This is a genomic window from Pedobacter sp. GR22-10, assembly GCF_026239715.1.
Taxonomy (GTDB): Bacteria; Bacteroidota; Bacteroidia; order Sphingobacteriales; family Sphingobacteriaceae; genus Pedobacter.
In genome coordinates this window covers 1,007,068-1,033,043 of the sequence record NZ_JAPIVR010000002.1, presented here as the reverse complement: position 1 = coordinate 1,033,043, position 25,976 = coordinate 1,007,068, and the positions used below count along the sequence as shown (strand labels likewise).

21 protein-coding genes are annotated in these 25,976 nt (G+C 39.9%); 10 read left to right on the top strand and 11 right to left on the bottom strand.

Annotated elements, in window-relative coordinates:
* Positions 1-668: 668 nt before the first annotated feature.
* Positions 669-1,145 (top strand): acyl-CoA thioesterase, encoded by a 477-nt coding sequence (locus OQX64_RS11930; RefSeq protein ID WP_088300241.1) that lies wholly within the window; start codon positions 669-671, stop codon positions 1,143-1,145.
* On the opposite strand, the gene OQX64_RS11925 is transcribed toward OQX64_RS11930, so the two are convergent.
* From OQX64_RS11925 to OQX64_RS11880, 10 genes are all read right to left on the bottom strand, one after another.
* Positions 1,142-2,881 (bottom strand): ATP-binding protein, encoded by a 1,740-nt coding sequence (locus tag OQX64_RS11925; protein WP_265818930.1) that lies wholly within the window; start codon positions 2,879-2,881, stop codon positions 1,142-1,144. The two genes, OQX64_RS11930 and OQX64_RS11925, sit on opposite strands and share 4 nt — an antisense overlap.
* Positions 2,882-2,966: 85 nt before the next feature.
* On the bottom strand, positions 2,967-4,091 hold the full coding sequence (locus tag OQX64_RS11920; RefSeq protein WP_265818929.1) for a sensor protein KdpD: 1,125 nt from the start codon (positions 4,089-4,091) through the stop codon (positions 2,967-2,969).
* A 101-nt stretch (positions 4,092-4,192) separates the two neighbouring features.
* Positions 4,193-5,263 (bottom strand): porin, encoded by a 1,071-nt coding sequence (locus tag OQX64_RS11915; protein WP_265818928.1) that lies wholly within the window; start codon positions 5,261-5,263, stop codon positions 4,193-4,195.
* Between the two features lie 154 nt (positions 5,264-5,417).
* The gene (locus tag OQX64_RS11910) at positions 5,418-5,978 is read right to left on the bottom strand and encodes a K(+)-transporting ATPase subunit C (protein ID WP_088300235.1); all 561 of its coding nucleotides are present in this window, start codon (positions 5,976-5,978) and stop codon (positions 5,418-5,420) included.
* A 111-nt stretch (positions 5,979-6,089) separates the two neighbouring features.
* Entirely contained in the window at positions 6,090-8,117 is a 2,028-nt protein-coding gene (gene kdpB / locus OQX64_RS11905) for a potassium-transporting ATPase subunit KdpB (RefSeq protein WP_088300233.1), read from the bottom strand.
* 47 nt (positions 8,118-8,164) lie between these two features.
* Complete coding sequence (kdpA, locus tag OQX64_RS11900; protein WP_088300232.1) at positions 8,165-9,883, bottom strand: potassium-transporting ATPase subunit KdpA; 1,719 nt, start codon at positions 9,881-9,883, stop codon at positions 8,165-8,167.
* Between the two features lie 94 nt (positions 9,884-9,977).
* Positions 9,978-10,055, bottom strand: a complete 78-nt coding sequence (locus tag OQX64_RS11895) for a potassium-transporting ATPase subunit F (RefSeq protein ID WP_082468366.1) — start codon at positions 10,053-10,055, stop codon at positions 9,978-9,980.
* Between the two features lie 301 nt (positions 10,056-10,356).
* A complete protein-coding gene (locus OQX64_RS11890) occupies positions 10,357-11,937 on the bottom strand; it encodes a M1 family metallopeptidase (protein ID WP_265818927.1) in 1,581 nt (526 codons plus the stop codon).
* A gap of 248 nt (positions 11,938-12,185) precedes the next feature.
* Positions 12,186-12,419, bottom strand: a complete 234-nt coding sequence (locus OQX64_RS11885; protein ID WP_265818926.1) for a hypothetical protein — start codon at positions 12,417-12,419, stop codon at positions 12,186-12,188.
* A gap of 48 nt (positions 12,420-12,467) precedes the next feature.
* Positions 12,468-13,805, bottom strand: coding sequence for a sigma-54-dependent transcriptional regulator (locus OQX64_RS11880; RefSeq protein ID WP_265818925.1), 1,338 nt, complete (start codon positions 13,803-13,805; stop codon positions 12,468-12,470).
* A 284-nt stretch (positions 13,806-14,089) separates the two neighbouring features.
* Between OQX64_RS11880 and OQX64_RS11875 the strand changes: the two genes are divergently transcribed.
* The 8 genes from OQX64_RS11875 to OQX64_RS11840 all read left to right on the top strand — a co-directional run bounded on the left by OQX64_RS11875 (position 14,090) and on the right by OQX64_RS11840 (position 23,845).
* On the top strand, positions 14,090-14,695 hold the full coding sequence (locus OQX64_RS11875) for an N-acetyltransferase (protein ID WP_265818924.1): 606 nt from the start codon (positions 14,090-14,092) through the stop codon (positions 14,693-14,695).
* Positions 14,696-14,707: 12 nt separating this feature from the next.
* A complete protein-coding gene (locus tag OQX64_RS11870; protein ID WP_265818923.1) occupies positions 14,708-15,814 on the top strand; it encodes a M20/M25/M40 family metallo-hydrolase in 1,107 nt (368 codons plus the stop codon).
* A 77-nt stretch (positions 15,815-15,891) separates the two neighbouring features.
* Entirely contained in the window at positions 15,892-18,360 is a 2,469-nt protein-coding gene (locus tag OQX64_RS11865) for a PIG-L family deacetylase (RefSeq protein ID WP_265818922.1), read from the top strand.
* Positions 18,361-18,528: 168 nt separating this feature from the next.
* Entirely contained in the window at positions 18,529-20,220 is a 1,692-nt protein-coding gene (locus OQX64_RS11860; protein WP_265818921.1) for a sodium:solute symporter, read from the top strand.
* A 31-nt stretch (positions 20,221-20,251) separates the two neighbouring features.
* Complete coding sequence (locus tag OQX64_RS11855; RefSeq protein ID WP_088300217.1) at positions 20,252-20,770, top strand: DUF2911 domain-containing protein; 519 nt, start codon at positions 20,252-20,254, stop codon at positions 20,768-20,770.
* Positions 20,771-20,913: 143 nt separating this feature from the next.
* On the top strand, positions 20,914-22,998 hold the full coding sequence (locus tag OQX64_RS11850) for a glycoside hydrolase domain-containing protein (RefSeq protein WP_265818920.1): 2,085 nt from the start codon (positions 20,914-20,916) through the stop codon (positions 22,996-22,998).
* Between the two features lie 72 nt (positions 22,999-23,070).
* Positions 23,071-23,262 (top strand): hypothetical protein, encoded by a 192-nt coding sequence (locus OQX64_RS11845; protein WP_088300214.1) that lies wholly within the window; start codon positions 23,071-23,073, stop codon positions 23,260-23,262.
* 115 nt (positions 23,263-23,377) lie between these two features.
* The gene (locus OQX64_RS11840) at positions 23,378-23,845 is read left to right on the top strand and encodes an NUDIX domain-containing protein (protein WP_265818919.1); all 468 of its coding nucleotides are present in this window, start codon (positions 23,378-23,380) and stop codon (positions 23,843-23,845) included.
* Here OQX64_RS11840 and OQX64_RS11835 read toward each other — a convergent pair.
* On the bottom strand, positions 23,829-24,932 hold the full coding sequence (locus OQX64_RS11835; RefSeq protein WP_265818918.1) for a DNA alkylation repair protein: 1,104 nt from the start codon (positions 24,930-24,932) through the stop codon (positions 23,829-23,831). The two genes, OQX64_RS11840 and OQX64_RS11835, sit on opposite strands and share 17 nt — an antisense overlap.
* A gap of 171 nt (positions 24,933-25,103) precedes the next feature.
* Between OQX64_RS11835 and OQX64_RS11830 the strand changes: the two genes are divergently transcribed.
* Positions 25,104-25,961: an NAD(P)-dependent oxidoreductase gene (locus OQX64_RS11830; protein WP_265818917.1), complete on the top strand. Its 858-nt coding sequence runs from the start codon at positions 25,104-25,106 to the stop codon at positions 25,959-25,961.
* Positions 25,962-25,976: the final 15 nt, after the last annotated feature.

The window sequence follows — 25,976 nt, the reverse complement described above, 5'->3', positions numbered from 1 at the left end:
TAGTGCTTAACTACGGCTTTTTTGTTTATGATTACCTGTTTAAAATGCGCCTGCTGATTTAAAATGATATACGTAGATTTGGTTTTTTCAGTGGTTATCTGTGTGATCAGCGGGAAATATTATATGTTCTCGAAGCTTTTGGTTTTAAGTTCAGTAATAAAAAAACTCCCGCAGATTTAAAATGATATACGCAGATGTGGTTTTATCAGCGGTTATCTGTGTGATCAGCGGGAAATATTATATGGTCTCGAAGCTATTTGGTTTTAAGTTCAGTAGTAAAAAAACTCCCGCAGATTTAAAATGATATACGCAGATTTGGTTTTATCAGCGGTTATCTGTGTGATCAGCGGGAAATATTATAATGTCTCGAAGCTATTTGGTTGATTAAGTTCAGTAATAAAAAAACTCCCGCAGATTTAAAACGATATATACAGATTTGGTTTTATCAGCAGTTATCTGTGTGATCAGCGGGAAATACTATATGGTCTCAAAGCTATTTGGTTTTAAATTCAGTAATAAAAAATCTCCCGCAGATTTAAAATAATATACGCAGATTTGATTTTATCAGCAGAAATTCTTTAGTACTGTTTCTTAGATACCATAATTTTCGCATATTGCTGTCAACAAGTATCTGTATAAATTATTTCAATCTGCGGGAGCTAACAATCATGGCCAGAACAAAAAATCACATCGAACTTCAGTTTTTAAGCGAACCATCAGATGTAAACTATGGCGGTAAAGTACATGGTGGAATGATGATGAAATGGATTGACCAGGCTGCTTTTGCCTGTGCCTTACAATGGAGTCAAACGTATTGTGTAACTGTTTATGTTGGTGGAATCCGTTTTTTTCATCCGGTTCATATCGGACATTTGGTTAAAATGGAAGCACGGATTATTTACACCGGTAAAACCAGTATGCATATTGCTGTAGATGCCTTTTCAAAACCTGTTGATCAGGCTGATTTTGTTAAAAATACACATTGTATCATTGTTTTTGTTGCTGTTGACCATGAAGGGCAGCCTAAAGCAGTTCCTGCCTTTAAACCAAAAACGGAAAAAGAAATTGCCATGCATGGTTATGCCATTAAACTGATGGAGCTCCGTAAAAGCATTGATAAGGAGATGGAACCCTATATAGTTTAGTCTATAACAGGTAAGGCAAAGCTAAATTTACTTCCTTCGCCAATAGCACTCTCTACCCAGATTTTTCCATCTTCTGCTTCAATGAAGTCTTTCGAAATGGCTAAGCCCAAGCCGGAGCCTGATTTGTTCTGTCCATCAGTCGGCACCTGAAAATAGCGTTCAAACAGGCGTTTCTGATATTTTTCATCAATGCCTTTTCCATAGTCTTTTACTGAAAACTGAACAAATTTATCTTTTTGCAAAATATCAATTACCACTTTGGATTTCTCCGAACTGTAACGCAAAGCATTTGATAAAAAATTAACCAGTACCCAGGCTGTTTTCTGGATGTCGGCATTTACTTTCGGTAAGTTCCCGTCGCAGTTTAATTCCAGTTTAATTGATTTTTGTTCGGCCTGAAATTTTACCGCATCAATGGCATATTGTACAATATCCTCAGGTTTGGTTATCGCAAAGGTTAGTTTTAAGTTTCCGGTTTCTACCTGCGATAAATCCAGAAGCTCGCTTGTGATTTTTAACAGCCGGTCGCTATCTTCTTTGATATGGGTTAAAAGCTGGTTTTGTTCTTCATTCATCAGGCCAACACGTTCATCGCCAAGCAACTTTAAACTCATTTTTATGGATGCAAGGGGTGTTTTCAGTTCATGAGATACTGTTGCAATGAAATTGGTTTTGGCCTCATCCAATTCTTTGAATTGAGTAATGTTTTTCAGTACGTAAACACTGCCTGCCGATTTTGAAGATGCGATTAATGTCTTTTCATCCTGATCTTCATAATTCGGAATTACAATTTCGCGATGCTCCAGTAAGAAATAAGATTCTTTTTCATCCACATAAATTTTTAAGGTTTTGTCTTTGGTTTCCGGTTTAATGATGCGCTTCAATAGTTCGTTCTTTTTTATCAGTTCTGTAGCATTCTGGCCGATGACTTTTCCTTCATTCAGATTCATCAGCTTTGCTGCCAGGTGATTTAAAAACAGGATTTCACCCTTTTCATTTAAGCCGATGATGGCATCCTGCATCTGTGCGATGATGGCCTCAATCCGCGATTTTTCAGATTTGATTTTTGAAAGATTGCTGTTTTCCCATTCATTCAGCTTCACCACCATCCCATTAAAGGCATCAGCAAGTTCGGTAAACTCATCGTGGTTTTTAAAATGAAGCCGCTGTTTGTAATTCTTTCTGCTGATTTGTTTGATAGCGGCACTAAATTCAGCCAGTGGATTGGCAACAAAACCAGGGAAGTTGACAATAAACGTAAACAGGATGAGAAAACTCAGCACGGCCGCAATTGAAATGTATAAATTGGCCCTTGCTGATGCCGTATTTGCCTGATCATTCTTTTTGTAAATGGCCTTCATATTTACCTCTTCAATGCTTTGCAAGGCGGTACGCATGTTTTTTATATTGTTCGTACTAGAAGCAACCTGTAAAGATTTGTAAGTTGATAAAAGTTTCTGAAAGGCTATTTTCTCACCTTGTTCTGTAATATTCCGACCTTCGTTTTTTAAATTTTCTTCAAATATTTTTGCTTTTGCGGATGATAAAGGAAAATTGCTTTCATCTACAACATTCCGCATGGCACTGACATATTTGAGCGATTTATAATTGTCTTTCAGGATTACTTTGGATTTATCAGACAATTCATTCAGAAAGAATAAGGCGATCAGACCAAAAGATAAAACGATGATGAAGAGGAAGCCGAATCCGAGACGGAGCTTGGTTTTTATTTTCATGGTGAAGTTGTTTATTACCACCTAAGAAGCCTTAGTATATTTAAGTTTAGATGTGCTTAGGTGGTAAAATTTATTAGATTAGATTTTAAGAAAGTATAACCAAATCAATTTCTTTTGCAGCTAAATTACGTAACAACTGATTAAAAATTGCCGTTCGCATGATCACCTGAAAAATATTTAAATGAGGCTTACCAATGCAAATGGTGGAAATTTCTTTTTCGGTTGCCATATTAATGATGGTTTGTGTAACCTGATTGCTTTTTACCTTGATCACTTCGGCACCCAGTTCAGTGGCCAGTTTAAAATGGTTAATTAAGTGCCGTTGTTTATCCAGTTTGATTTTATCAAAGCTTTCGGCATCACTTTGCACATACAACGCAATCCATGGAGAATGATAATAGGAAGCCAGCCGGGCTGTTTTCCGGATGACGACACCTGCCGTTGCTGCGTTTGAGGAAATACAGGCCAGAAAACGTTCCGAACGTAGTTTTACTGATTTCGGAATTTCAATCTGAATTTTTCTTTCCACCTGGTGTACCACTTCTTTTAATGCAAATTCCCTGAGCTGCAATATCTTATCTGCCTGAAAAAAGTTGCCTAATGCCTTGTCTATTTTACTTTGATCATAAATTTTCCCTTCTTTTAAACGTGTAATCAGTTCATCTGCAGTTAAATCAATGTTCACGATTTCATCTGCCAGTTCCAGTATTTTGTCGGGAATCCGCTCGGTTACGCTGATACCCGTGATCTGTTCAATCTCTTCGTTGATGCTTTCCAGGTGCTGGATATTCACTGCTGAAATAACATTAATACCAGCTTCAAGTAAATCGAAAACATCCTGCCAGCGTTTGCTGTTCTTACTGCCTTCGGCATTGGTATGGGCCAATTCATCTACCACCACAATTTCAGGATGACGGTTTAGAATACCCTGTAAATCCATTTCTTCGATTTCTTTACCGCGATAAAAGATTTTCTTTCGGGCAATCATTGGCAAACCATCAACCAAAGCTGCTGTCTCTTTTCTTCGGTGTGTTTCTACGTAGCCAATACAAAGATCAACACCATTTCGCAACAGGGCATGAGATTCCTGCAGCATCCGGTAGGTTTTGCCTACACCGGCACTCATCCCAATATAAATTTTGAGCTTTCCCCGCCTGGATTTCTGAATCAGTTCAAGGAAATGTTGTACAGAATCTTCTTTATTTTGCATTGTCTTCTTTAACCACGGAAATACAGTTTCATAAGGTAAATCTTCCTTTATCACTGCATTTCCGTGGCAATATTTAAATATTGCATTTGTTACGCGGCAATTTAAAAGGCCACGGCTATACTGGCTGTTAATGTGGTACTGGCATTTATGGAATTCGTTCCACGATTAAAAATTTTATCCTTGCTATCGTAAGTTTTTCCTTCCAAGCGAACAACTGCATTCGGGATTGGTGAATAATCTAAATTTAAGGAATAGCCTTTTGTTCTAAATCCATTTGGCGTTCCCGTTGAGATAAAAATACCATTTTTATCTTCGTAATATTCAAATCTTCCTGCCATAGCCCATTTATCTGCAAATTTATATTGCACAATGGCTACCGGTGAAATGACTTCATTAACGCTGCTGCTACCTTTAGCTTTTTGTTGGGTACCATAATCCAAGCCAAGGGTTAATCCAAATTGATCTGTTAACTGGAAAATACCATACAGATTATGATAAAAACGGTTCACCCGAACAGAATCAACACCCTCTGTTCCCAGATAATTGCTGTAATTAACTGTGATTTTTGGTGTGGGTTTCCAACTTAACTGCAAGCCGCCCGCAGGTTTGTCATTTCCATTCTGGCGGGTAATTCTTTGCCATCCGTTCAGATAAAGCAGCGTGGCGGTAAGTTTTCCATCCTGAGTGCCATAGGTTAGTTTTGCCCCTGATTCATAATAGGGTGTATTTTCTGAAGCAATATTTCTGGTTAAAACCCAACAATCTTTCGATATGGCGCCTTCAAAACCAATGTGCGATGAAAAGATACCGGCATCAATCCATAAGTTTGCTGATTTAGAGAGTTTAACGCCTGCATTGGCTTCGAAAATATTTTTAAGTACACCTGGCTCGGTAGCTAAGTTGGCATTAGCATACGTTCCAGCCATTACAGCCAGGTTGGCACGGATGGCGCCATCGTCATAAGCAGCCTTGATAAAGCCTAAATTGAGGTTAACTTCATTAGTGCGGTTATGAGAGTAAATAAATGCAGGTCGGTTATGGTCGGCAGGTTTATTGAAGTCGTAGCCATAGTAAGCTTCAATATAACCTGAAAATTTTACTTTAGGTGCTTCTTGTGCGAAAGCGGTAATTGATGCGGTTAAAGTGGTAATAAGGATAACGAGTTTTTTCATTTTTGTATGGTGATTACACCTGTTAAAGGTGATTTTAAACATGATGATCAAATTGATGGTCTTTTCAACCGGAGGGGAGAAAGCGTTGAAGTATAACAACTAAATTTCAAGGACCTCCTCCATTTTCCTTTGCTCCGGTAGAAATGACGATGTGTTACAGATTGTCTAGTGCCAGGTTCAGTTTTAATACATTTACTGATGACGGGCCGAATAAACCCATTAAAGGTTTGATGGTATTAAGGGCAACCAGTTCTTTAACTTTCTGTTCACTGATATGCCTTGTTTTAGCTACTCTGGCAATTTGAATGGTAGCGCCTTGTTCAGAAATATTTGGGTCTAAACCACTTCCTGATGCCGTAACCATATCAGCAGGAATCTCCGATTTTTTTAATCCGGGATTATATTTTAGCAAGGTGTCTATTCTTGATTGTACTTCTTTCAGATAATCAGGATTAGAAGGTCCTTTGTTTGAACCTGCAGAGCCTGCGGCGTTGTAGTTTACTGCTGATGGTCTTCCCCAGAAATATGCTGGTTTAGTAAATGATTGACCTAATAAGGCATAGCCAATTGTTTTTCCATTTTTAGTGATTTTCTCACCAGCACCATTTCCTTTGGAAAACCGGCCTGCCAATGCAATACTGATGGGATAGATGATACATAACAATACGATTAAAACTAATGTTAAGCGTATGGATGGAATGATGTATTTTTTCATGATATTATGTGATTACACAGATTTTAAATGATGATGAAGATTTAGTTTTGTCATCCTGAGCTTGCCGAAGAAGTTAATCTTCATTTCGACAAGCTCAACTTGACAGTATGTTTATACAAATAACCCAACTACTAAATCAATTAATTTGATGCCGATGAACGGAGCGACAACCCCTCCAATGCCATAAATGAATAAGTTCCTGCGCAGCAGTGCCGTTGCACCGATAGGTTTATAGGCCACACCTTTTAAGGCGAGCGGAATTAATATCGGGATGATAATCGCATTAAAAATCACAGCCGACATAATTGCACTTTCTGGTGAATGTAAGGCCATAATGTTGAGGCTTTGCAATGCCGGTATAGCGGCAATAAATAGTGCCGGAACAATGGCGAAATATTTCGCCACATCATTGGCAATGGAGAAAGTGGTCAGTGTTCCGCGTGTAATGAGGAGCTGTTTCCCGATTTCTACAATCTCAATTAATTTCGTAGGATCGTTATCTAAATCGACCATATTACCAGCTTCTTTCGCGGCCTGGGTACCACTGTTCATGGCCACACCAACATCAGCCTGGGCAAGTGCCGGAGCATCATTGGTACCATCACCCATCATGGCCACAAGCTTTCCTAGTGCCTGCTCGTCCTTAATGTAGTTCATTTTATCTTCTGGCTTAGCCTCTGCAATAAAATCATCTACACCAGCCTTTTCTGCAATGTATTTGGCTGTTAAAGGATTATCTCCGGTAACCATTACAGTTTTAACACCCATTTTGCGCAAGCGTTCAAAACGTTCACTGATACCTGGTTTAATAATGTCTTGCAACTCAATTACGCCAAGTGCTTTCTCATTTTCTGACACCACTAAAGGGGTTCCGCCATTGGTGGCAATATTTTTTACATGACTTTCAATATCCGATGGAAAAATATTCCCTGCTTTTTCCACGATATTTCTGATGGAATCGAAAGCCCCCTTTCTGATGCGTCTACCATCGGCAGTATCCAATCCGCTGGAGCGGGTTTCGGCTGTGAATTTGATAAAGGTAGAACCTTGTGGTGTTCCGGCAGTTTTGAAGCCCTGTTCATTAGCCAATTCAATAATCGATTTGCCTTCAGGTGTTTCATCTGCCAGCGAACTTAATACGCAGGCATCCGTAAAATCTTTAATTACAACACCTGCAGTAGGATAGAAGTGGGTTGCCTTGCGGTTACCAATGGTGATGGTTCCGGTTTTATCCAACAAGAGCACATCTATATCTCCTGCGGTTTCTACTGCTTTACCTGATTTGGTAATCACGTTTGCCCGTAGCGCCCGGTCCATTCCGGCAATACCGATGGCTGATAATAAACCACCTATAGTTGTTGGGATCAGGCAAACAAAAAGCGATATTAATGCTGCAATCGTAATTGGTGTATTGGCGTAATCGGCAAATGGTTTCAAGGTAACGCAAACGATAATAAATACCAGCGTAAAGCTTGCCAAGAGTATCGTTAATGCAATTTCATTTGGTGTTTTCTGGCGTGAAGCACCTTCTACCAGAGCAATCATTTTATCCAGAAAGCTTTCACCAGGCGCTGTGCTCACCTGTACTTTGATTTCATCAGATAATACTTTTGTACCACCGGTAACTGATGATTTATCACCACCTGATTCCCGGATTACCGGAGCAGATTCTCCTGTAATGGCTGATTCATCGATAGTTGCAATACCTTCAATGATTTCTCCATCGGTTGGAATGGTATCGCCGGTTTCGCAAACAAATACGTCGCCTTTTTGCAATTGGTTTGAAGAACGGATTTCAATTGTACCATTTTCTAAAAGGACTTTTGCAGGTGTTTCTTCACGGGTTTTCCGCAAACTGTCTGCCTGGGCTTTTCCTCTGGCCTCTGCAATAGCTTCTGCAAAGTTGGCAAATACTACGGTAAGCAGAAGTACCAAAAAGATGCAGAAGTTATACAATGGCGATCCCTGCCCGCTGTGACTAAAGGAGTATACAGTAACATAAGCCATTACCAAAGTGCCTACTTCAACGGTAAACATGACCGGGTTGCGCACCATTACCCTGGGATCGAGTTTGATGAATGATTCTTTCAATGCTGTTTTGACCAAAGCTGGTTCAAACAATTTATTATTGGGTTTCATTTTATTTATTTTAAATTGATTTCACAGATTAAAGTGATTTCGCAGATTTATTTAAGCATGGTAAAATATTCAGCCAGCGGGCCTAAGGCCAGGGCCGGGAAATAAGAAAGTGCATTCAACACTAAAATCACGGCTAAAGTCATCAGCGCAAATGTTTTGGTGTCAGTTTTTAAGGTTCCTGCAGATTCAGGAATGAATTTTTTAGCACCTAATAAACCAGCAATCGCTACAGGGCCGATAATGGGCAGGAAACGACCGAGAAAGATGATCACCCCGGTTAATACGTTCCAGAAAACATTGTTATCTCCCAAACCTTCGAAGCCTGAACCATTGTTGGCGTTAGATGAAGTTACCTCGTACAGCATTTCAGAGAAACCATGAAAACCAGGATTATTTAACCATGCTTTAGGCTGAACAGCCCAGGCAGCATCGGCATGATTGGTAAAAACATAACTTGCAATTGCGGTACCAGCAAGAATTAGAAAAGGACTTAACAAAGTAATTAACGCAGCAATTTTGATTTCCCTGGCTTCCACTTTGTGTCCCAGAAATTCAGGGGTTCTGCCTACCATCAAACCTGAAATAAATACAGCAATAATCAGATAGATGAAATAATTCAATATACCTACACCGCAGCCTCCATAAAAGCCATTAATCATCATGGCTAACAGTTGCCATAAACCAGTGAGAGGCATAGTACTGTCGTGCATTCCGTTTACCGAACCAGTTGAAATAACAGTGGTTAAGGTACTCCAATAAGCTGTAGCGGCTGGTCCGAAGCGAACTTCTTTCCCTTCCATAGCGCCTGTGGCCTGAGAAATTCCCATTTTGGCTAATGCCGGATTTCCACCTAATTCTGAAGTAATGGTTGGAATCAGCAACATAAATAAACCAATGGTCATCACTCCAAAAATAGTCCAGGCCAGTTTACGCCTGCGAATAAAGTAACCGAAAGCAATGACCATCGCCAATGGAATAATCGTCTGCGAAATTGCTTCCACCATGTTGGTTAAATAGCTTGGGTTTTCGAATGGGTGAGCAGAATTTGCACCAAAATACCCACCTCCATTCGTTCCCAAGTGTTTAATAGCGATAAACTGAGCGGCTGGTCCACGAGAAACATTTACGGTATCGCCCTGAACCGATATGAACTGATCCTTCGCATCATAACTGGCAGGTGTACCATTGAAAGTTAAGATTAAAGCAACAATTACCGATAACGGAAGCAATAGCCGGGTGATGGCTTTTACAAAAAATTCCCAGAAGTTACCCAGTTGTGTCGTAGTTTTGTCTCTGAATGCTTTAAAAAAGACCACTGCAGCAGCAATACCAGTTGCAGCACTTACAAACTGAAGAAACATCAATACAAATTGCTGCGTTAAATAACTTACGCCGCTTTCGCCAGAATAATGCTGCAGGTTACAGTTGGCCACAAAGCTAATAATGGTATTAAAGGCCAGATCTGGTGTCATGCCTGGATTTCCATCCGGATTTAATGGCAGGTGATTCTGGAAAATCAGTACGAAAAAGCCATATACCAGCCACAATACATTAATGGCTAATAAAGCTTTCAGTTGCTGTTTCCAGTCCATCTGTACTTTAATATTGATGCCCGAAAGTTTATAGATTAAGTTTTCAAGCGGTTTTAAAAAGTCTGTCCAGACCTTTTCTCCTGCAAAAACCTTGGCCAGATATTTCCCTAAGGGAATGGCGATGACCAAAGTAAGCAGGAATGTGGCAATAATGCCGGTTAATTCAGTGTTCATTTTTTTTGTTTTTTGGAGAATAGGAATTAGTCAATAGGGAATAGATTTTAGATGGATTTATCAATTTTCTTTTACCGATTTTCTATTTCCTCCATTAAAATTTTTCGGGTTTGATCAGCACGTAAATCATATAGATAAATACGGCGATGGCGATGATGAATAATGCTAACATGGCTTTAAATTTTTTCGAACCAATCAATTGATTTATAAGTTGCCCAGCAGAGCAAAAGGATAATTAAAAACAGGATTATGGTCATAACTTTATTAATTTTTGAAAGGCTATTGCCAACTGTTGTGCCGCAGAAATGTATATGATTATAAGTTGCTGATTTATATTGATTTATGTTTTATTTTGATCAGAATTAAATTTTCAGGCATAAAAAAACCCTTCCGTTTTGGAAGGGTTTTTATCGTTATGGAAGGATGGTTTATTTTTCAGAAGAGCATTTTCGCATTCGTTTATAGGCTTCAGACTAAAACTTCCCCTGTTGGTTCAGTAAGCTGAAATATTTATCCAGATTAACACCCAATGATTTTTCCATAGAGATTTTAAAATCTAACGGTTGCGGATGTTTATTTTTCCATTCACTGAAATAATTTTTAAAGGCCTGATCAAATTTTTCTTTTCCCACCTGCGATTCCAAAATATAAAGCCAGAGGGCCGTCTTGGCATATGAGATTAAACTATATTCTTCAGAAGTTTTGAAATCAGCTGCGGGTGTTTCAATGGCTGATTGCATAGGTACATTTGACAAGGCACCATAAACACTGGCCAGAAACCGATCAGCAGGTAGTTCCTTAATCTTTGCCGGAATGGCATCGCCAAAAATAGAATTCGATCTGTATTTCTCGGCTTCATAACGGAACTGGAAAAAGGTATTAAAACCCTCGTCTTGCCAGGTATGTATTCTTTCGTTATTGCCCAGCATACTCATAAACCAGTTGTGGCCCACTTCATGGGTAATTACCCCATCAAGGGTTTCTTTTTTCGCATCCGGACTAGTTATCAGGGTAATAGTAGGGTATTCCATTCCGCCGCTGGCATTGTTTTTGGGCCCTTCAATGGCTTGTACCACCGGGTATTCATATTCGCCAATCCATTGACTGTACTTTTTAGTTGCATCTTTAATGTAGTCAATACTATTTACCCAAAGTGTATTTTCCTTATTATGGTAATAGCTGAAAGCATCCACAACTTTTCCTGAAGCAAGTTTTATGGTATCGTATTGAATGACCAGGTCCTGATCAGCAAACCAGGCAAAATCAGGCACATCATTTATCAGGTAAGTCAGGGTTTTAGTGCCTGAACTGCTTTTAGCACGGTATAATGCAGGCTTGTTGTTTCTGGCCGCTGTATTTTTTGCACCTATACTTTTATAAGCAGCAAGTTCATCTGCATTCTGCATAACACCCGTAGCACCAACTACATAATTGGTGGGAAGGGTGATGTTCACCTTATAGTCTGCATATTCGCTGTAAAATTCACCCATATCCAGGTAAGGGAACTCATGCCATCCATCTCTGTCAAACACGGCGGGTTTCGGGTACCATTGTGTTGCCATAAATTCGGTACCGGCATAGCCAGACCGGGAGAAATAGCTGGGTAATTTCACATTAAAACCAGTTGTAATGGTTACAGAATCACCGGATTTTAAGGGGGCAGGAAGCATGACTTTCACAATATCAATGTACTGTGGGTTAGGGTGTGCTTTTGTTTCAGCCAATTTTCCATTTACCTTGAAACCTAAGCCATCAATACTGCCGTAGCTTACGTTTTTAAGTTTTTCCTTGCGGGAAGTATCATTCCTGATTTGCTGAAAAAGTGCAGTTGATTCGTTTTTATAGGCATTTGGCCAGATGTGAAACCAGATAAAATCAAGTGTGGATGGTGAATTGTTTTTATAAACAATGGTTTCGAATCCTTTGAGTGATTTTTCTTTATCGTTTAAAGTAACATCAATGTTGTACGTTAATTTTTGCTGAAAATAATTTTCCTGTGCGAAGATGGAAAAAGATAGTGTTGATAATAATAATATTAGAATATATTTCTGCATGCTGATGAATTAATGGTAATGTATTTAAAATGAATAATGTAATTGATTGAATATTTTTAATGTTTCTGCCAGGGCTTGCATTAAGGTCTATCTTAATGACTTGCGAAACTATCTATTTCTGTTGTACTGAAGTGCCGGATTCCTGGCTTGATGTAAAATGCCGATAATTACGATCCGGCTAAGTTCATCATTAATGATAAAATAAATGGAATACGGAAAAACAGCTGTAAAGACTGACCGGATGTTTTTTATACCTGATTTCGATCAAGCTCCTCCATTAATGTGGATAGCGGCACAATTTTATTTGAATCCTTAGACAGGGATTGCAATCTGGTATCCAGAAATTTCTTATGCCATTCTGGTAAAGAAGCATTAATCGATTCTACTTCTGGGTACAGGTCTTTAATCTTTTTCCAATTTTCAATAGTAAGTTGAACCGCAGTGATTTGTCCATGCTCATTTGATAAATATTGAATGCTCATGTACCAAATTTAATGATTTTTTTTAAATGACCTTTTGCCTTCTCCTGTTTATAATTCCAAAATTCCGTATTCTTCAATTTTTCTATACAGGGTTGTCAGGCCAATCCCCAGTAACCTGGAAGTTTCCGTTTTATTGCCTTTGGTATGAATCAGCACCTTCTGGATATGTTGTTTTTCTATCTGTTGAAGATTGAAATGATTCTGAACAGGCACAAATTCAAAAAATTCTGGTGGTAAGGCTGATAAATTAAGTTCGGCGCCGTCAGATAGGATCACCAGGCGCTCCATCACATTTTTGAGCTCCCGGATGTTACCACGCCATTGATGTTTCTCCAATATTTCCAGCAGTTTATCGTCTGCTTTAAGCTGAGCCCGATTGGATTTAACAGCAAATTCTGCCAAATAATGTTTTGCCAGCAAAGGGATATCTATTTTGCGTTCGCGCAAAGGCGGCAGCATGATCGTGAAAACCGAAAGGCGGTAATATAAATCAGAACGGAACTTTCCAGATTCAGCATCTGCTTTAAGATCTTTATTGGTGGCGGCCAATATGCGTACATTTACCTGTTGTGTGTGCGTATCCCCAACTTTAATAAAACTTTGATTTTCCAGCACCCGCAAAAGCTTGGCTTGTAAATCGAGGTTCATTTCACCTATTTCATCCAGGAATAAGGTGCCGCCATTGGCTTCTTCCAGTAAGCCTTTTTTATCTTTATTCGCACCGGTAAAAGCACCTGCTTTGTAACCAAATAGTTCGCTTTCTAATAAATCAGGACTAAAGCCACTACAGTTTAAGGCTACAAAAGGCTTTGCTGCCCTCGGACTTTCATAATGAATGGATTGTGCGAAAACTTCCTTCCCGGTTCCGGTTTCACCTAAAAGCAAAACGGTTGTATCGGTCTGGCTTACTCTTTTTGCTAAATCAATTGCTTCGGTGAGTTTTTTGGAATGACCGATCATCGTGCTGAAGTGATGTTTGCCGGCAATTTTTTGTGCTAGTTCGGCAACACGTTGCTGCAGATTTGCTTTCTCAATTGCTTTATAAAGTAAAGGGATTATTTTATCATTGTCATCTCCTTTAACCAGGTAATCGAAAGCACCATTTTTAATCGCCAAAACACCGTCTGATATCGTTCCGTATGCGGTAAGATTGATTACCTCCACAAAAGGTTTGATCAGTTTAATGTCCTTCACCATGGCCACGCCATTTACGTCGGGCAATTTTACATCGCTGATTACAATACTTACATCATTGTTTTTTAAAAGTTTTAAGCCCTCTTTGCCTGTAGCGGCCTGCAAAGTTCTAAAACCTTCCAGTTCTATAATTCTGGACAGTAAACTGCTGATTTTTTTTTCATCATCAATGATGAGGATGATCCCGTTCATAGGTTTGAAATAAGCTACAATATTAAGGATAAAAAAGGCGAATCAACAGAAATTGAAATATAATCTATCCTGCATTTTTTCCATTCGGAGCAATCATTTTGGAATGGTTAAGCTGCAATCTTTTCATATTGGGAAAAAGCTTTCCATTTTGGTGTGTTTCGTTTTGCCGGTAATGCTTAATAATCCTTTTTTTGAAAGTTTTTATGCAGACAATCAGATAGATATGGGTTTGTTGTTTGCAGGGCACCAGGTTTGTCCTGGTGGATGATGAAATTTTAGAAAAAATGAACAATCAAATAATATTTGTCCGCCTTGCCACAAAAGAAGATGCCATTTATGCAGGTGAAATTGTAGATGAAACGCTGAACTCCGCCATCATCAGAGGATCTGGAATCTCCAGAAGAACACCCGGATCCATCATTGAAAAAATGGAAACCGGCAAAGCGATTATTGCGGTAACCAGTGGTGGTGAATGGGTAGGCTTTTCCTACTTCGAAAACTGGGAACATGGCAAATTCATCTCCAATTCCGGATTAATTGTGAAGCCAAAGTTCCGGAATTCTGGCGTAGCGAAATGCATTAAAAACAGGATTTTCAACTTGTCAAGGCGTCATTTTCCGCAGGCCAGGATATTCAGCATTACCTCGGGCGCAGCCATTATGAAAATGAATAGCCAGCTGGGTTTTGAGCCGGTAACTTTTGATCAGATTACCCAAGATGAAGCCTTTTGGGCGGGTTGCGCAAGTTGTACCAACTTCGATATTCTGGAAAGAAAAAAACGGCGTAACTGCTTATGCACTGCCATGCTGTTTACTCCTGAGCACATTGATCAAATCGTCACCCAAGCCGCTTTAGCAGATAAAAAACAACAATCATTAGCCATCCATTAATCAAACCGAACCATGAATATTTCAAATAAACGGGCAACATCACATCCAGATTTAAACAGGCTTTATAACGAAGCGATCGCTCTTTTAACCACCTTGATCAGTATGCCATCTTATAGCGGTGCTGAAGATAAAACAGCTGATGAAATTGAATTGCATTTGACGAAACATCAGATGAATACCATCCGCAAGCGGAATAATGTATGGTGTTACAATAAATTCTTTAACCCGCAGAAGCCTACTATTTTACTCAATTCACATCACGATACGGTAAGGCCAAATGAACAATATACGCGTGATCCATTTGCAGCGGTTGTTTACGATGACAAGCTGTATGGTTTAGGAAGCAACGATGCCGGTGCTGCGCTGGTATCGCTGATCTCTGCTTTCATTTATTTCTATGAAGACGAAAATTTGCCTTTCAACCTTTGTTTAGCCGCAACGGCGGAAGAAGAAACTTCAGGTGGAAACGGCATCAAATGTATTCTGGATGAATTGGAACCGATTTCTTTCGCTATTGTTGGTGAACCTACAAACATGCAAATGGCAATTGCAGAAAAAGGCTCGATGGTGATTGATTGTACGGCGAAAGGTCGATCTGGTCATGCCGCGAGAGAGGAGGGCGATAACGCCATTTACAAAGCCATGAGGGATATTGCCTGGTTTTCCAGTTATCAGTTCCCGATTGAGGATGGTGCCCCGCAACCTGTAAAAATGAGCGTAACGCAAATTGATGCGGGCATGCAACATAATATTGTTCCGGGCTGTTGCCACTTTACCGTGGATATCAGGTTCGATCACAATTATACATCCAGAGAAATTCTGAACACCATCATCAACCATACCATTTCAAGCTTCAATGTCAGGCCAAATATTTTACAGCCATCCCACATCAGCTTGTTGCATCCTATTGTGGTGGCGGGTTTGGGTTTAGGCAGAAAAACCTATTTATCACCTACCAGCTCAGATCAGGGATGGTTGGATATGCCTTCGATAAAAATGGGACCGGGAGAGTCTGCACGATCACATACAGCTGATGAATTTGTTTACATCGATGAAATTGAAGAAGGAATAACGATCTATATTCGTCTGCTGGAATCGCTTTTTAAGCAAGGTGCATAAGCTTTATGTACTTTTTCGTTTACGACCGCCTGAAATAAATCCTTTTTAAGCATATTTGACCTCGTAAACCAAATGCTATGTTTAAAAAATTAAGCCCAGTAATCGTCCTCAGTTTCTTTGTCAGTTTTTGCGCTGCCCAGCAAGTGCGGCCGGCGAAATCTTCAGCAATTTACCGGGAACTGAAAACGCTTAAGCATCTTCCAAAGGTACTTTATCTGGCGGCCCACCCTGATGATGAAAATACAGGCTTACTTTCCTGGTTAATTAATGAGCAGAACGTGGAAACCGGCTATCTGTCGCTTACCCGGGGAGATGGCGGTCAGAACCTTTTAGGTACCGAGCAGGGTGCAGCCCTGGGATTAATCAGAACACATGAATTACTGGAAGCAAGGAAACTGGATGGTGCGCAGCAGTTTTTTACACGGGCCATTGATTTTGGTTTTTCCAAAAATACAGAAGATACCTTTAAACAATGGGATGCCGACAGCCTTACGGCTGATGTAGTTTGGGTAATCCGCAAATTCAGACCTGATGTCATTATTTGTCGTTTTCCGCCAACAGCAGCAGCAGGCCACGGACAACATGCGGCTTCTGCAGTGATAGCTGAAAAGGCTTTTAAACTGGCAGGAGATCAAACGGCATTCCCCAATCAATTGAAATATGTAAGTGTTTGGCAACCCAAACGCATCCTTTGGAATACTTTCAGATTTGGATCAACCAATACCACAGCCGAAAACCAGTTGAAGGCAACTGTTGGGCAGTATGATGCCCAGCTCGGATTGGGTTATGGTGAGCTGGCAGGACTCAGCAGAAGTTTACACAAAAGCCAGGGTGCAGGCACACAAGCCGTGGCTGGCGTACGAACGGAATATTTTTCGCCGGTTTTAGGTGATCAGGCCAAAGCAAATTTGTTTGAAAGAATCCCGATGAACTGGTCTGACAGGGGAATCAATGACATTGATGAGTTAATTGATATTACCCTCTTGTCTTTTGATTATAACCATCCGGATAAGAGTTTACATGGTTTATTGATGTTGCGCAAGAAGATTGCTGAACTGCGGGATGCGAATCTTCGGAAAGATAAACTAGCTGCTATCGACCACATTATTTTAAGCTGTACCGGTTTTATGGGTGAAGTGGTTACCGACCAGGCAGAAGCCATTGCAGGCAACAGTTACAGCTTTCGTTTAAATGTAATTGCCCGGTCCTCGGTTCCGGTATTGTTAGAACAGGTAAATTGGATCAACCAAACAGATAATTTAAACCGCAGGGTTTCGGGCGATTCCCTGCTGACCATTGAGCGTAAGATTCAAATCCCGGCAGGAGCAGGGTTAACTGAACCCTACTGGTTAGAAAAACCTGCAAAAAATGCAGCTACTTTTAGTGTGGCCAATGATACCTTAATCGGTTTGGCTGAGAATGAAGCTGCACTGAATGTTGTTTTGTCGCTTAAAATCGGTACGGAACAATTTAAAGTAAAACTGCCTTTATCGTTCAAAAAGTTAGACCCGGTTAAAGGTGATGTGGTCGAGCAATTAAGGATTGTTCCGGCACTTGGTTTAAGTTTTGCCGAGCCGGTATATTTTGCCAGGGAAAAAGAAGGATTAGCCGTTACCCTGAGGTTGAAGGCCAATAAATCCATCAATTATGGTAAGGTTGATTTCAAGATTGGAAATGTGATCGTCAAAACCTTTAACGGAATCAATTTACCTGAAAATACCGTTACCATTAAAGACTTTTTAATTCCGGCTGAAGATTTATCAAAAATTAAAAGCAGTCAGAATAAACTTGAAGCTGTTTTTTCAGCGGAGCAAAATACTTTTACAAAAGGACAGGTATTGATTCAGTATCCGCACCTGCCTTCCCTGCAATATTTTGTACCGGCAACAACCTGGTTATTAAAAGGCGATATCAAGGTGCTGGCAAAAAGAATAGGCTATATTCAAGGTGCAGGAGATCTGATTCCGGAGTTTTTACGTCAGGCTGGTTTGCAGGTGGATGCATTAACGGAAGCTGATATTTTGAACCCTGCAAAACTGGCTACATACGATGCCATTGTAACAGGGGTAAGGGTGATCAATACCGAAAAGAGAATCAAGAATTGGCAGCCGGCTTTGAAAAACTATGTAGAAAACGGTGGTACGATGGTAATGCAATACAATACCACCCAGGATATGGCCTTACAGGATTTTGGTGTTTATCCTTTTAGCATTAGCGGAAAAAGAGTTACTGAAGAAAATGCTTCAGTTAAATTCCTGGTTCCAAATCATAAGCTTTTAAACTATCCGAATAAGATTACAGCAGCAGATTTTAACGGCTGGGTGCAGGAGCGTGGTGCCTATTTCCCGGATAAATGGGATGATAAATATGAACCGCTTTTTGAAATGAACGATACCGGAGAAGAGCCTTTAAGAGGAGCCACATTGTATGCGAAATACGGTAAGGGGAATTTCATTTATTCGCCACTGGCATTTTTCAGGCAATTGCCGGCAGGTAATGTAGGTGCAGCAAGGCTGTTTTTTAATTTTATATCAGCAGGGAAGTAAGCCATTATGGAATAATTGCTATCTTATGTTTTCAGACACCTAAATTATGAATTCACATCTAAATTAAATGAAAAATCAGTTCAAAAACTGGAATACCTGGTATATTTTACTAGCGCTGGCCCTGGTGTTTCAGGTGGTATTTTATTATTTTTTCACTAAATTCTGGGCATGAGTAATATCGATTGGTGTGTACTCATTTTCACGTTATTAGCCGTTGTGGTTTACGGTGTTTTCATCGGTCGCGGACAAAAAAGTAACGAATCATATTTAAAGGCCGATAGTAAGATGCCCTGGTACATCGTGCTGCTGGGGATCATGGCTACGCAGGCAAGTGCAATTACCTTTTTGTCGGCGCCGGGGCAAGCCTATACTGATGGCATGCGTTTCGTGCAATACTATTTCGGTTTGCCATTGGCCATGATTGTAATTTGTGTAACCTTTATTCCAATATTTCAACGGTTAAATGTATACACTGCTTACGAGTATCTGGAGAACCGTTTCAATAAAAAAACAAGGGTTTTAACTTCTCTGCTTTTCCTGTTTTCCCGAGGCTTATCAACCGGGATCAGTATATATGCGCCAAGCATTATTTTATCCAGCGTATTAAACTGGAACATCTACCTTACCAATGTGCTAACTGGTGGCATCCTTTTAATTTACACCTACGTTGGCGGTGCAAAAGCCATTGCACATACCCAAAAACTGCAATTCCTGATCATTTTAGGAACCATGGCTTTTGCCGGTTATTTACTGGTGCAAAATATGCCAAATGGAATTGGCTTCAGTGATGCCCTATACCTGGCCGGAAAATCCGGAAAACTGAATGTGATCACTACTGATTTCAACTGGAAAGATAAATACAACATCTGGAGTGGATTGATTGGCGGGTTTTTCCTGGCACTATCCTATTTCGGCACCGATCAAAGTCAGGTGGGGCGATACATTACCGCAAAGGATAACACCAATGCCAAAATGGGTTTGCTGCTGAATGGTTTGGTCAAAATACCCATGCAGTTTGCCATCCTTTTAATTGGAGCCTTATTATTTGCTTTCTTTTCCCTAAAACCGGCACCCATCTATTTCAATGAAAGGTCATATCAATATTTAAAAGAAACTCAACCCAAACAAGCGGCCATATTTGAAAAGGAGCATCAGGCTTTAGCGGCAAAATTTAATCAGGAATCCAAAATTATTCTCCTGCAGAAGGAAAGCCAATCACCGGAATTAAATGCTTCTGTTGCGAAATTTAAATCTACCCAAATTGAGGTTAAAGATTTACATGGCAGGGTAGAAGAAGCCATTAACCAATCTAACTTTAATGCCGAGAAAACAGATACCAATTATATCTTTCTATACTTTGTTAAAAACACTTTGCCTGTCGGGATGATCGGATTATTATTTGCCGTCATTTTCCTGGCCAGCTGGGGGTCTATTTCTGCGGCATTAAATTCATTGGCAGCCTGCTCATTAAAAGATATACATCTTCTTTTTAGCAATACAAAAATTGATGACACTACGGAGTTGAAATATAGCCGACTACATACTTTAGGCTGGGGTATATTTTCTATTGCAGTGGCGATGTTCGCTACCCAGATGGGCTCGCTAATTGAGGCAGTAAATGTTTTGGGGTCGCTTTTTTACGGACCAATTCTCGGTATTTTCCTGGTGGCTTTTTATTTTAAAAAAATCGATGGCCCGCTGGTATTTATTTCCGCTATCCTTTCTGAAATTGCCGTAATTGCTGTTTATAAATTCGATGTGGTGTCATTCCTCTGGTTAAATGTAATTGGTGCCGCGGCAGTAATCATTTTTTCGACTTTAGGATTATGGTTTTATCGGCTTAAAAACTTATTTTCGTAAATCTCAAAACAACAAAACAAATATATACCATATGAAAAAGATGATTAAATCAATCACCCTGCTTTTTGCAGCCATTACATTCTCTGTAAGTGCAATGGCTCAGGATGCCCAGCCTAAACCGAGTCCTGCGGCAACTGTTACCGGAAAAGTAAAAGGTGCCACCATTACCATTAACTATAGCAGCCCGGCTGTAAAAGGCCGTAAAATCTGGGGAGGTTTGGAAGCTTATGATAAAGTTTGGCGTGCCGGTGCAAACGAAGCCACTACTTTTGAAACGGATAAAGACATTATGGTGGAAGGAAAACCATTGGCCGCTGGAAAATATAGCTTCTTTTTAATCCCTAAAGAAAGCGGAACATGGACGGCAATTTTTAACAAAGAACCAAAGCAATGGGGTGCATATAAATATGAAGAAGGCAAAGATGCTTTACGTGTTGATGTTAAAACCAAAGTATTGAAAGCCACTCAGGAACGTTTGGTTTATAAAATTACTAAAACTGGCTTCTCTTTAGATTGGGATAAGGTTTCCGTACCGGTATCTATTAAATAGAAACAGAAAATTAATATTATTTCAAAGGCCATTTCACTGATCTGAAATGGCCTTATTTATTTCCTGCTGTTATGTAAAGAAATGGTAACATAACAGCAACTTCATGCTAAAATATTATTTTGGCCGGATATTAATAACACATAATGAAATTTTTTATCCGGTTAACTTATTGCTTTTTGTTTTTTAAATTAAACGTTTTAGCACAATCAAATCATCATTCTTTTTCTGTAAAAGGAAAACAGCCTGTGGATCTGGTCAATGTATTTCTGGGATCTTCTGGCGATCACGGACAAATGTCGCCGGCTGCATCTTATCCTTTTAGCATGTTAAGCATCGGACCGCAAACCTATCCTAAAACCCATACCGGTTACGAATACCTGGCGAAGAAATTTGAAGGTTTTACGCATAACCGTTTTGAAGGCGTAGGCTGCCAGGGCTCAGGAGGGAATATTTTAATCAGGCCTTTTTTAGGCACTGATCCCATGAAAACTGATCTGATCAAGACTTCAGAAAAGGCCAGCCCGGGTTATTATGCGGTTGGCTTTGGCAATAAAATAAGCGTACAGCTAAGTGTTTTAAAAAATGCAGGGAAACATGTTTATCAGTTTCCGAAAGGTAAAAAGGGATTATATCTTGATTTGAGTTATGCTTTTAACGGTGCTTTTGTTGATGAGCAGCATCAGGTAAAAGGAGATACAATTTCAGGCTGGATTACTTCCAGAACGACCTGCGGCGTAGGAAAGTATAAAATTTATTATTGCCTGGTGGCAAAAGGTACAAAAAGCTGGAAAGACAATGGCAATCACCGTTTGGTTTTGTCGCTTCCGGAAGCTGCAGTTACCACAGAAATCAATGTAGCCTTATCCTCTGTGAGTGCAGAAGCAGCTTCAGCAACGATCAGTAATGATTCATTTGAACATGTCAAAATGCTGAGTGCTTCGGAGTGGAATCATCATTTAAGTCAGATTGAAGTGAATGGAAATGAAGAAAACTCAGCATTATTTTATTCACTCCTGTATCGCACCATGCAGTCACCTTATGTCATTTCTGAACAAGATGGTACTTACCGGAACACCAAAGGAGAATTGCAGAAAGATAAGCAAATTCATTACAACGGATGGGCCATCTGGGACAATTACCGGACGCAACTGCCCTTACTTTCTCTCATTAATCAAAGCGAATATGCGGGGATGATCACTTCTATTGCAGAATTGTATCAATCTGGTAAAAAGGATTATGCAAGTCAGCATGAGCCATCAAATACCGTCCGTTCTGAGCATGCCATTGTGGTCTTGCTGGATGCTTACCGGAAAGGATATCCGGTAGATTTTGCGAAGATTGCAGATTCCCTGGCGAAAGAAGTAGACGGATTGGATTATAAATCGCCGGATAAAGCATTGGAATCCAGTTATGATCACTGGGCACTGGGAGAAATATTTGCCATTCTGAAGAATAAGGATAAATCTCAATCCTATAAAAATAAAGCCCTGGAATATAAAAAATACTGGAATAAGGATTTTAGAGATTTAACCAGAAATGATGTAGACCGCATGCAGGCAAGGGGTTTGTACCAGGGAACCATCTGGCAATACAGGTGGTTTGTACCTTATGATGTGCAGGGATTAATTGAACTGGATGGAGGAGCAGAAGCCTACCTGGCCAATCTGGATCAATTTTTTGCAAAAGATTTATATAACCATGCCAATGAACCCGATTTGCAGGTACCATTGATGTATAATGCCACCACATCAGGATATAAATCTCAATACTGGATGCACCAGCTGGCTGCAGATACGGTGATTCAGAATTATTTTAACGACAATAGCCGGGGCATAGGATCCTACATTGGCAAAATTTATAAAAATGAACCACAGGCTTATTTAAGAACCATGGATGATGACGCCGGCGCCATGAGTGCCTGGTATATTTTTGCGGCCAGCGGTTTTTCTCCCGCTTGTGTAGGCTGGCCGGTCTATTACTTGAATGTTCCTTTATTTCCTTCATTAACTTACCATTTGCCAAAAGGGAAGACTTTTAAAATTGAAACCGGGAATTTTAGCCTTAAAAATAAGTATATCAAAGCCGTCTTTTTAAATGATAAGCCTTTTAGAAAGAACTATATCACTCAGGCTGAGATTAATGCGGGTGGTGTGTTGAAGATTATAGCTTCTGCAGATCCGGTCAAGATTTCGGATACGGAAAACTGGATTTCTTCGGTAGAAAAATAATTTATAAAAATATGCAGGGTTTTCAAACTTATTTCTGAGAAACATGTTAATCTGATATAAATAATTATTAATATGGCTCCTTTAAAAATCAGCGAAGAACAGCATGCTACATTAAGCAATAAAAGCACATCCGATTCAGTAAATGATCAATCCTTAGAATTACATCCTGAAGCCTACAAGGTAAAGGGACCGTCGCCAGAAAAGATGCAGAGTGTATCTGCTTCCCTGCGTACCTACGCACATGGCTTATATGGATTGTTATAAAATAGCATTCAATTGAAATAAAAAAAGTCTGTCTCTTAACTGGAACAGACTTTTTTTGTAGTACCAGTGTGGTTCGTTTTTACCGGCAGTCATACACCTTGCATTATATTTAAACATGAGACAAAGCGCAGGAATATTACTTTACAGGAAAACAGGTCCGGAACCGGAATTTTTTCTCATTCATCCCGGCGGACCAATTTTTGCCAAAAAAGATTTAGGGGTATGGTCTGTACCAAAGGGTGAACTGGATGAAAATGAGGAGCCGCTGCATGCAGCCATCCGCGAATTTGAAGAGGAAGTAGGAACGAGAATTGATGGCGATTTCATCGAACTGCAACCCATTATTCAAAAAGGCGGCAAGAGGGTGTTATGCTGGGCCGTTGAAGGTGATCTTGATCCGGCAACACTGCATAGTAACACTTTTGAAATGCAATGGCCACCAAAATCGGGCAAAATACAAAGCTTTGTAGAGGTAGACAGAGGCGACTGGTTTACTTATGAAAATGCCATCCTGGCGATTAAAGACCGGCAGATTCCCTTATTAGATGAATTGGTTTCTATACTGACTAAGCGTGTAAATTAAAATCAGATGACTGTTTTTCTGCTCCATTAATGATCACAGCAATCCGGTGGTTACCCAAATGAAACCTTCGTGTCGTGATCGGGACAAACTTTTGCTTACGTAAAATATTCACCTTCATGCCGGCAGGATAAATCCTTTCAGAAATCTTGAACACTTTTTTATGATGCTGCCCGTTCTGCTTTTTGTAATAAATGGCATATTCCAGCCTCACCTTCTGTTCAGTGAGAAGTTCATTTTGAATGGTGAATGAAAAGGCCAGGCTTTCACCCATGCGGATGTCTGGTGTTAAAAGATGGAAGTCTTTCAAGATCATTCCATGATCATTTAATCCATAATGTTTGAGGATTTCAGGATGGCCCTGTTTTAAGAGGGTTCTGCAGCCATGTTTGATTATGGCATCTGTTTCCGGGCTGATTCCCGACCATTTTTTAGCGATTTCTAATACAATGCCCGGATGGTCTTTAGCGATATCATTCAGGTTGTTGGCCACACTTCTCCGCACATATTCAGCAGGATCGTGCTTCAGGTTTTCCAGAATAGGTAGTACAGCACCAGGATCTTTTTTCAAAAATGGAATACCCATGGCCCAGGGTAGCCTGGGCCGGCTGCCCTCGCTTGCCAATCTCCTCACTTTATGGCTTTCATGTAATGACCATTGCTGCATGCGGCGCATCATTTTATCGCCGTACTTTAAAATAAAAGGGCGAACGGCAAATTCACAACTCACAAACTGGGTTACAAATTCCAATGCTTCAACAGAGGTGTCAAAATCATCCATTCCGTAAGTTTCGATGTAATCCGGCAGGAACATAAAGGCCAGTCCATCTTCACCAATGCCTATTTTTCTTAATTCACCGATGGTCTTTTTAATGATTTCAATCGTATCATTATAGTTTTCAGGAAAGAATCGATGAATCACATTTGTGGTATGTTTCATTCTTTCCTTCAGTTCCTTTGATTCAAATTCGGCAATAAAAATCTCTTTTAAAAACTTGTCCCGGTCGAAAGCCGGAACAGTCAAAAGCAGGGCATCTGTTAGTTTCCCATAAAATGCCGGTGAATAAAGGTTTTTAAGCAAATAACTCATCTGATGGTTGATTTTGTGTTAAAGTTATGTGATACAAATTTATTTCCAGCTATTGTTTTACACATTCAACAAGTTTCTTATTCAGAAAATTTGTTTAAAAAATGATATCGGCTATGCCATATTCAATCATTTATTCATCAACTTTGTTGTTGATCAGAACATAACTTGAACATGAAAAAAATAGGATGGATTGGATTAGGAAACATGGGTATTCCAATGGCTGCACAGCTTTTAAAAGCATCATATCCGGTTACCGTATATAACAGAAGTACAGAAAAAGAATCTGCTTTAACTGCTATAGGTGCAGCAGTAGCGGAGAGCCCTGAAGCACTTAGCCGGGAATCTGATGTGGTTATTGTAATGGTAACTGATGATCAGGCCATAACCGCTGTTTTTGAAGGTGAAAAGGGATTGATTCGCGGTCAGATAGATGGGAAAGTCATTATCAATATGAGTACGGTGTCTCCGGCCATTTCTAAAAAAATAGATGAACTGTGTAAATTACAAAATTGCCGGTACCTTGATGCCCCGGTATCAGGGAGCGTGAAGCAGGCAGAAACTGGTCAGTTGGTGATTATGGCCGGGGGCGCAAAGTCTGCTTTTGAAGAAGTAAAACCCATTTTTGATGTGTTGGGGAAATTAAGCAAGTGGGTAGGTGATACTGGAGCGGGAAATATAGCTAAGCTGGCCATCAATTCGCTATTGGCACTATACACACAAGGCCTGGCAGAAACCATTTTGTTTGCCAGTGAAAAGGGAATTCAACCGGCAGATTTATTAGAACTCATCGGAAATGCAGCCATCGGCAATGTATACACCAAAATAAAAGGCGAGGCCATTCTGAACGATGATTATAAAGCTGCTTTTGCTTTAAAACACATTGTAAAAGATTTGAGGCTCGCCAAGGATGAAGGCATCTCATCTCCCTTAGCTAAAACCGCATTATCAACTTATGAAGAGGCGCAGGGAAAGTATGGGGAAGAAGATCTGGTTGCAATTATAAAAGCGCTCAAATCGCTTAATAGATAAATTTATTCGTATTCA

What these genes read in the sequence shown, in the direction of transcription:
- OQX64_RS11930 (WP_088300241.1), top strand. Translation starts at nt 669, where the DNA reads ATGGCCAGAACAAAAAATCACATCGAACTTCAGTTTTTAAGCGAACCA.
- OQX64_RS11925 (WP_265818930.1), bottom strand. Translation starts at nt 2,881, where the DNA reads ATGAAAATAAAAACCAAGCTCCGTCTCGGATTCGGCTTCCTCTTCATC.
- OQX64_RS11920 (WP_265818929.1), bottom strand. Translation starts at nt 4,091, where the DNA reads ATGCAAAATAAAGAAGATTCTGTACAACATTTCCTTGAACTGATTCAG.
- OQX64_RS11915 (WP_265818928.1), bottom strand. Translation starts at nt 5,263, where the DNA reads ATGAAAAAACTCGTTATCCTTATTACCACTTTAACCGCATCAATTACC.
- OQX64_RS11910 (WP_088300235.1), bottom strand. Translation starts at nt 5,978, where the DNA reads ATGAAAAAATACATCATTCCATCCATACGCTTAACATTAGTTTTAATC.
- kdpB (WP_088300233.1), bottom strand. Translation starts at nt 8,117, where the DNA reads ATGAAACCCAATAATAAATTGTTTGAACCAGCTTTGGTCAAAACAGCA.
- kdpA (WP_088300232.1), bottom strand. Translation starts at nt 9,883, where the DNA reads ATGAACACTGAATTAACCGGCATTATTGCCACATTCCTGCTTACTTTG.
- OQX64_RS11895 (WP_082468366.1), bottom strand. Translation starts at nt 10,055, where the DNA reads ATGTTAGCATTATTCATCATCGCCATCGCCGTATTTATCTATATGATT.
- OQX64_RS11890 (WP_265818927.1), bottom strand. Translation starts at nt 11,937, where the DNA reads ATGCAGAAATATATTCTAATATTATTATTATCAACACTATCTTTTTCC.
- OQX64_RS11885 (WP_265818926.1), bottom strand. Translation starts at nt 12,419, where the DNA reads ATGAGCATTCAATATTTATCAAATGAGCATGGACAAATCACTGCGGTT.
- OQX64_RS11880 (WP_265818925.1), bottom strand. Translation starts at nt 13,805, where the DNA reads ATGAACGGGATCATCCTCATCATTGATGATGAAAAAAAAATCAGCAGT.
- OQX64_RS11875 (WP_265818924.1), top strand. Translation starts at nt 14,090, where the DNA reads ATGAACAATCAAATAATATTTGTCCGCCTTGCCACAAAAGAAGATGCC.
- OQX64_RS11870 (WP_265818923.1), top strand. Translation starts at nt 14,708, where the DNA reads ATGAATATTTCAAATAAACGGGCAACATCACATCCAGATTTAAACAGG.
- OQX64_RS11865 (WP_265818922.1), top strand. Translation starts at nt 15,892, where the DNA reads ATGTTTAAAAAATTAAGCCCAGTAATCGTCCTCAGTTTCTTTGTCAGT.
- OQX64_RS11860 (WP_265818921.1), top strand. Translation starts at nt 18,529, where the DNA reads ATGAGTAATATCGATTGGTGTGTACTCATTTTCACGTTATTAGCCGTT.
- OQX64_RS11855 (WP_088300217.1), top strand. Translation starts at nt 20,252, where the DNA reads ATGAAAAAGATGATTAAATCAATCACCCTGCTTTTTGCAGCCATTACA.
- OQX64_RS11850 (WP_265818920.1), top strand. Translation starts at nt 20,914, where the DNA reads ATGAAATTTTTTATCCGGTTAACTTATTGCTTTTTGTTTTTTAAATTA.
- OQX64_RS11845 (WP_088300214.1), top strand. Translation starts at nt 23,071, where the DNA reads ATGGCTCCTTTAAAAATCAGCGAAGAACAGCATGCTACATTAAGCAAT.
- OQX64_RS11840 (WP_265818919.1), top strand. Translation starts at nt 23,378, where the DNA reads ATGAGACAAAGCGCAGGAATATTACTTTACAGGAAAACAGGTCCGGAA.
- OQX64_RS11835 (WP_265818918.1), bottom strand. Translation starts at nt 24,932, where the DNA reads ATGAGTTATTTGCTTAAAAACCTTTATTCACCGGCATTTTATGGGAAA.
- OQX64_RS11830 (WP_265818917.1), top strand. Translation starts at nt 25,104, where the DNA reads ATGAAAAAAATAGGATGGATTGGATTAGGAAACATGGGTATTCCAATG.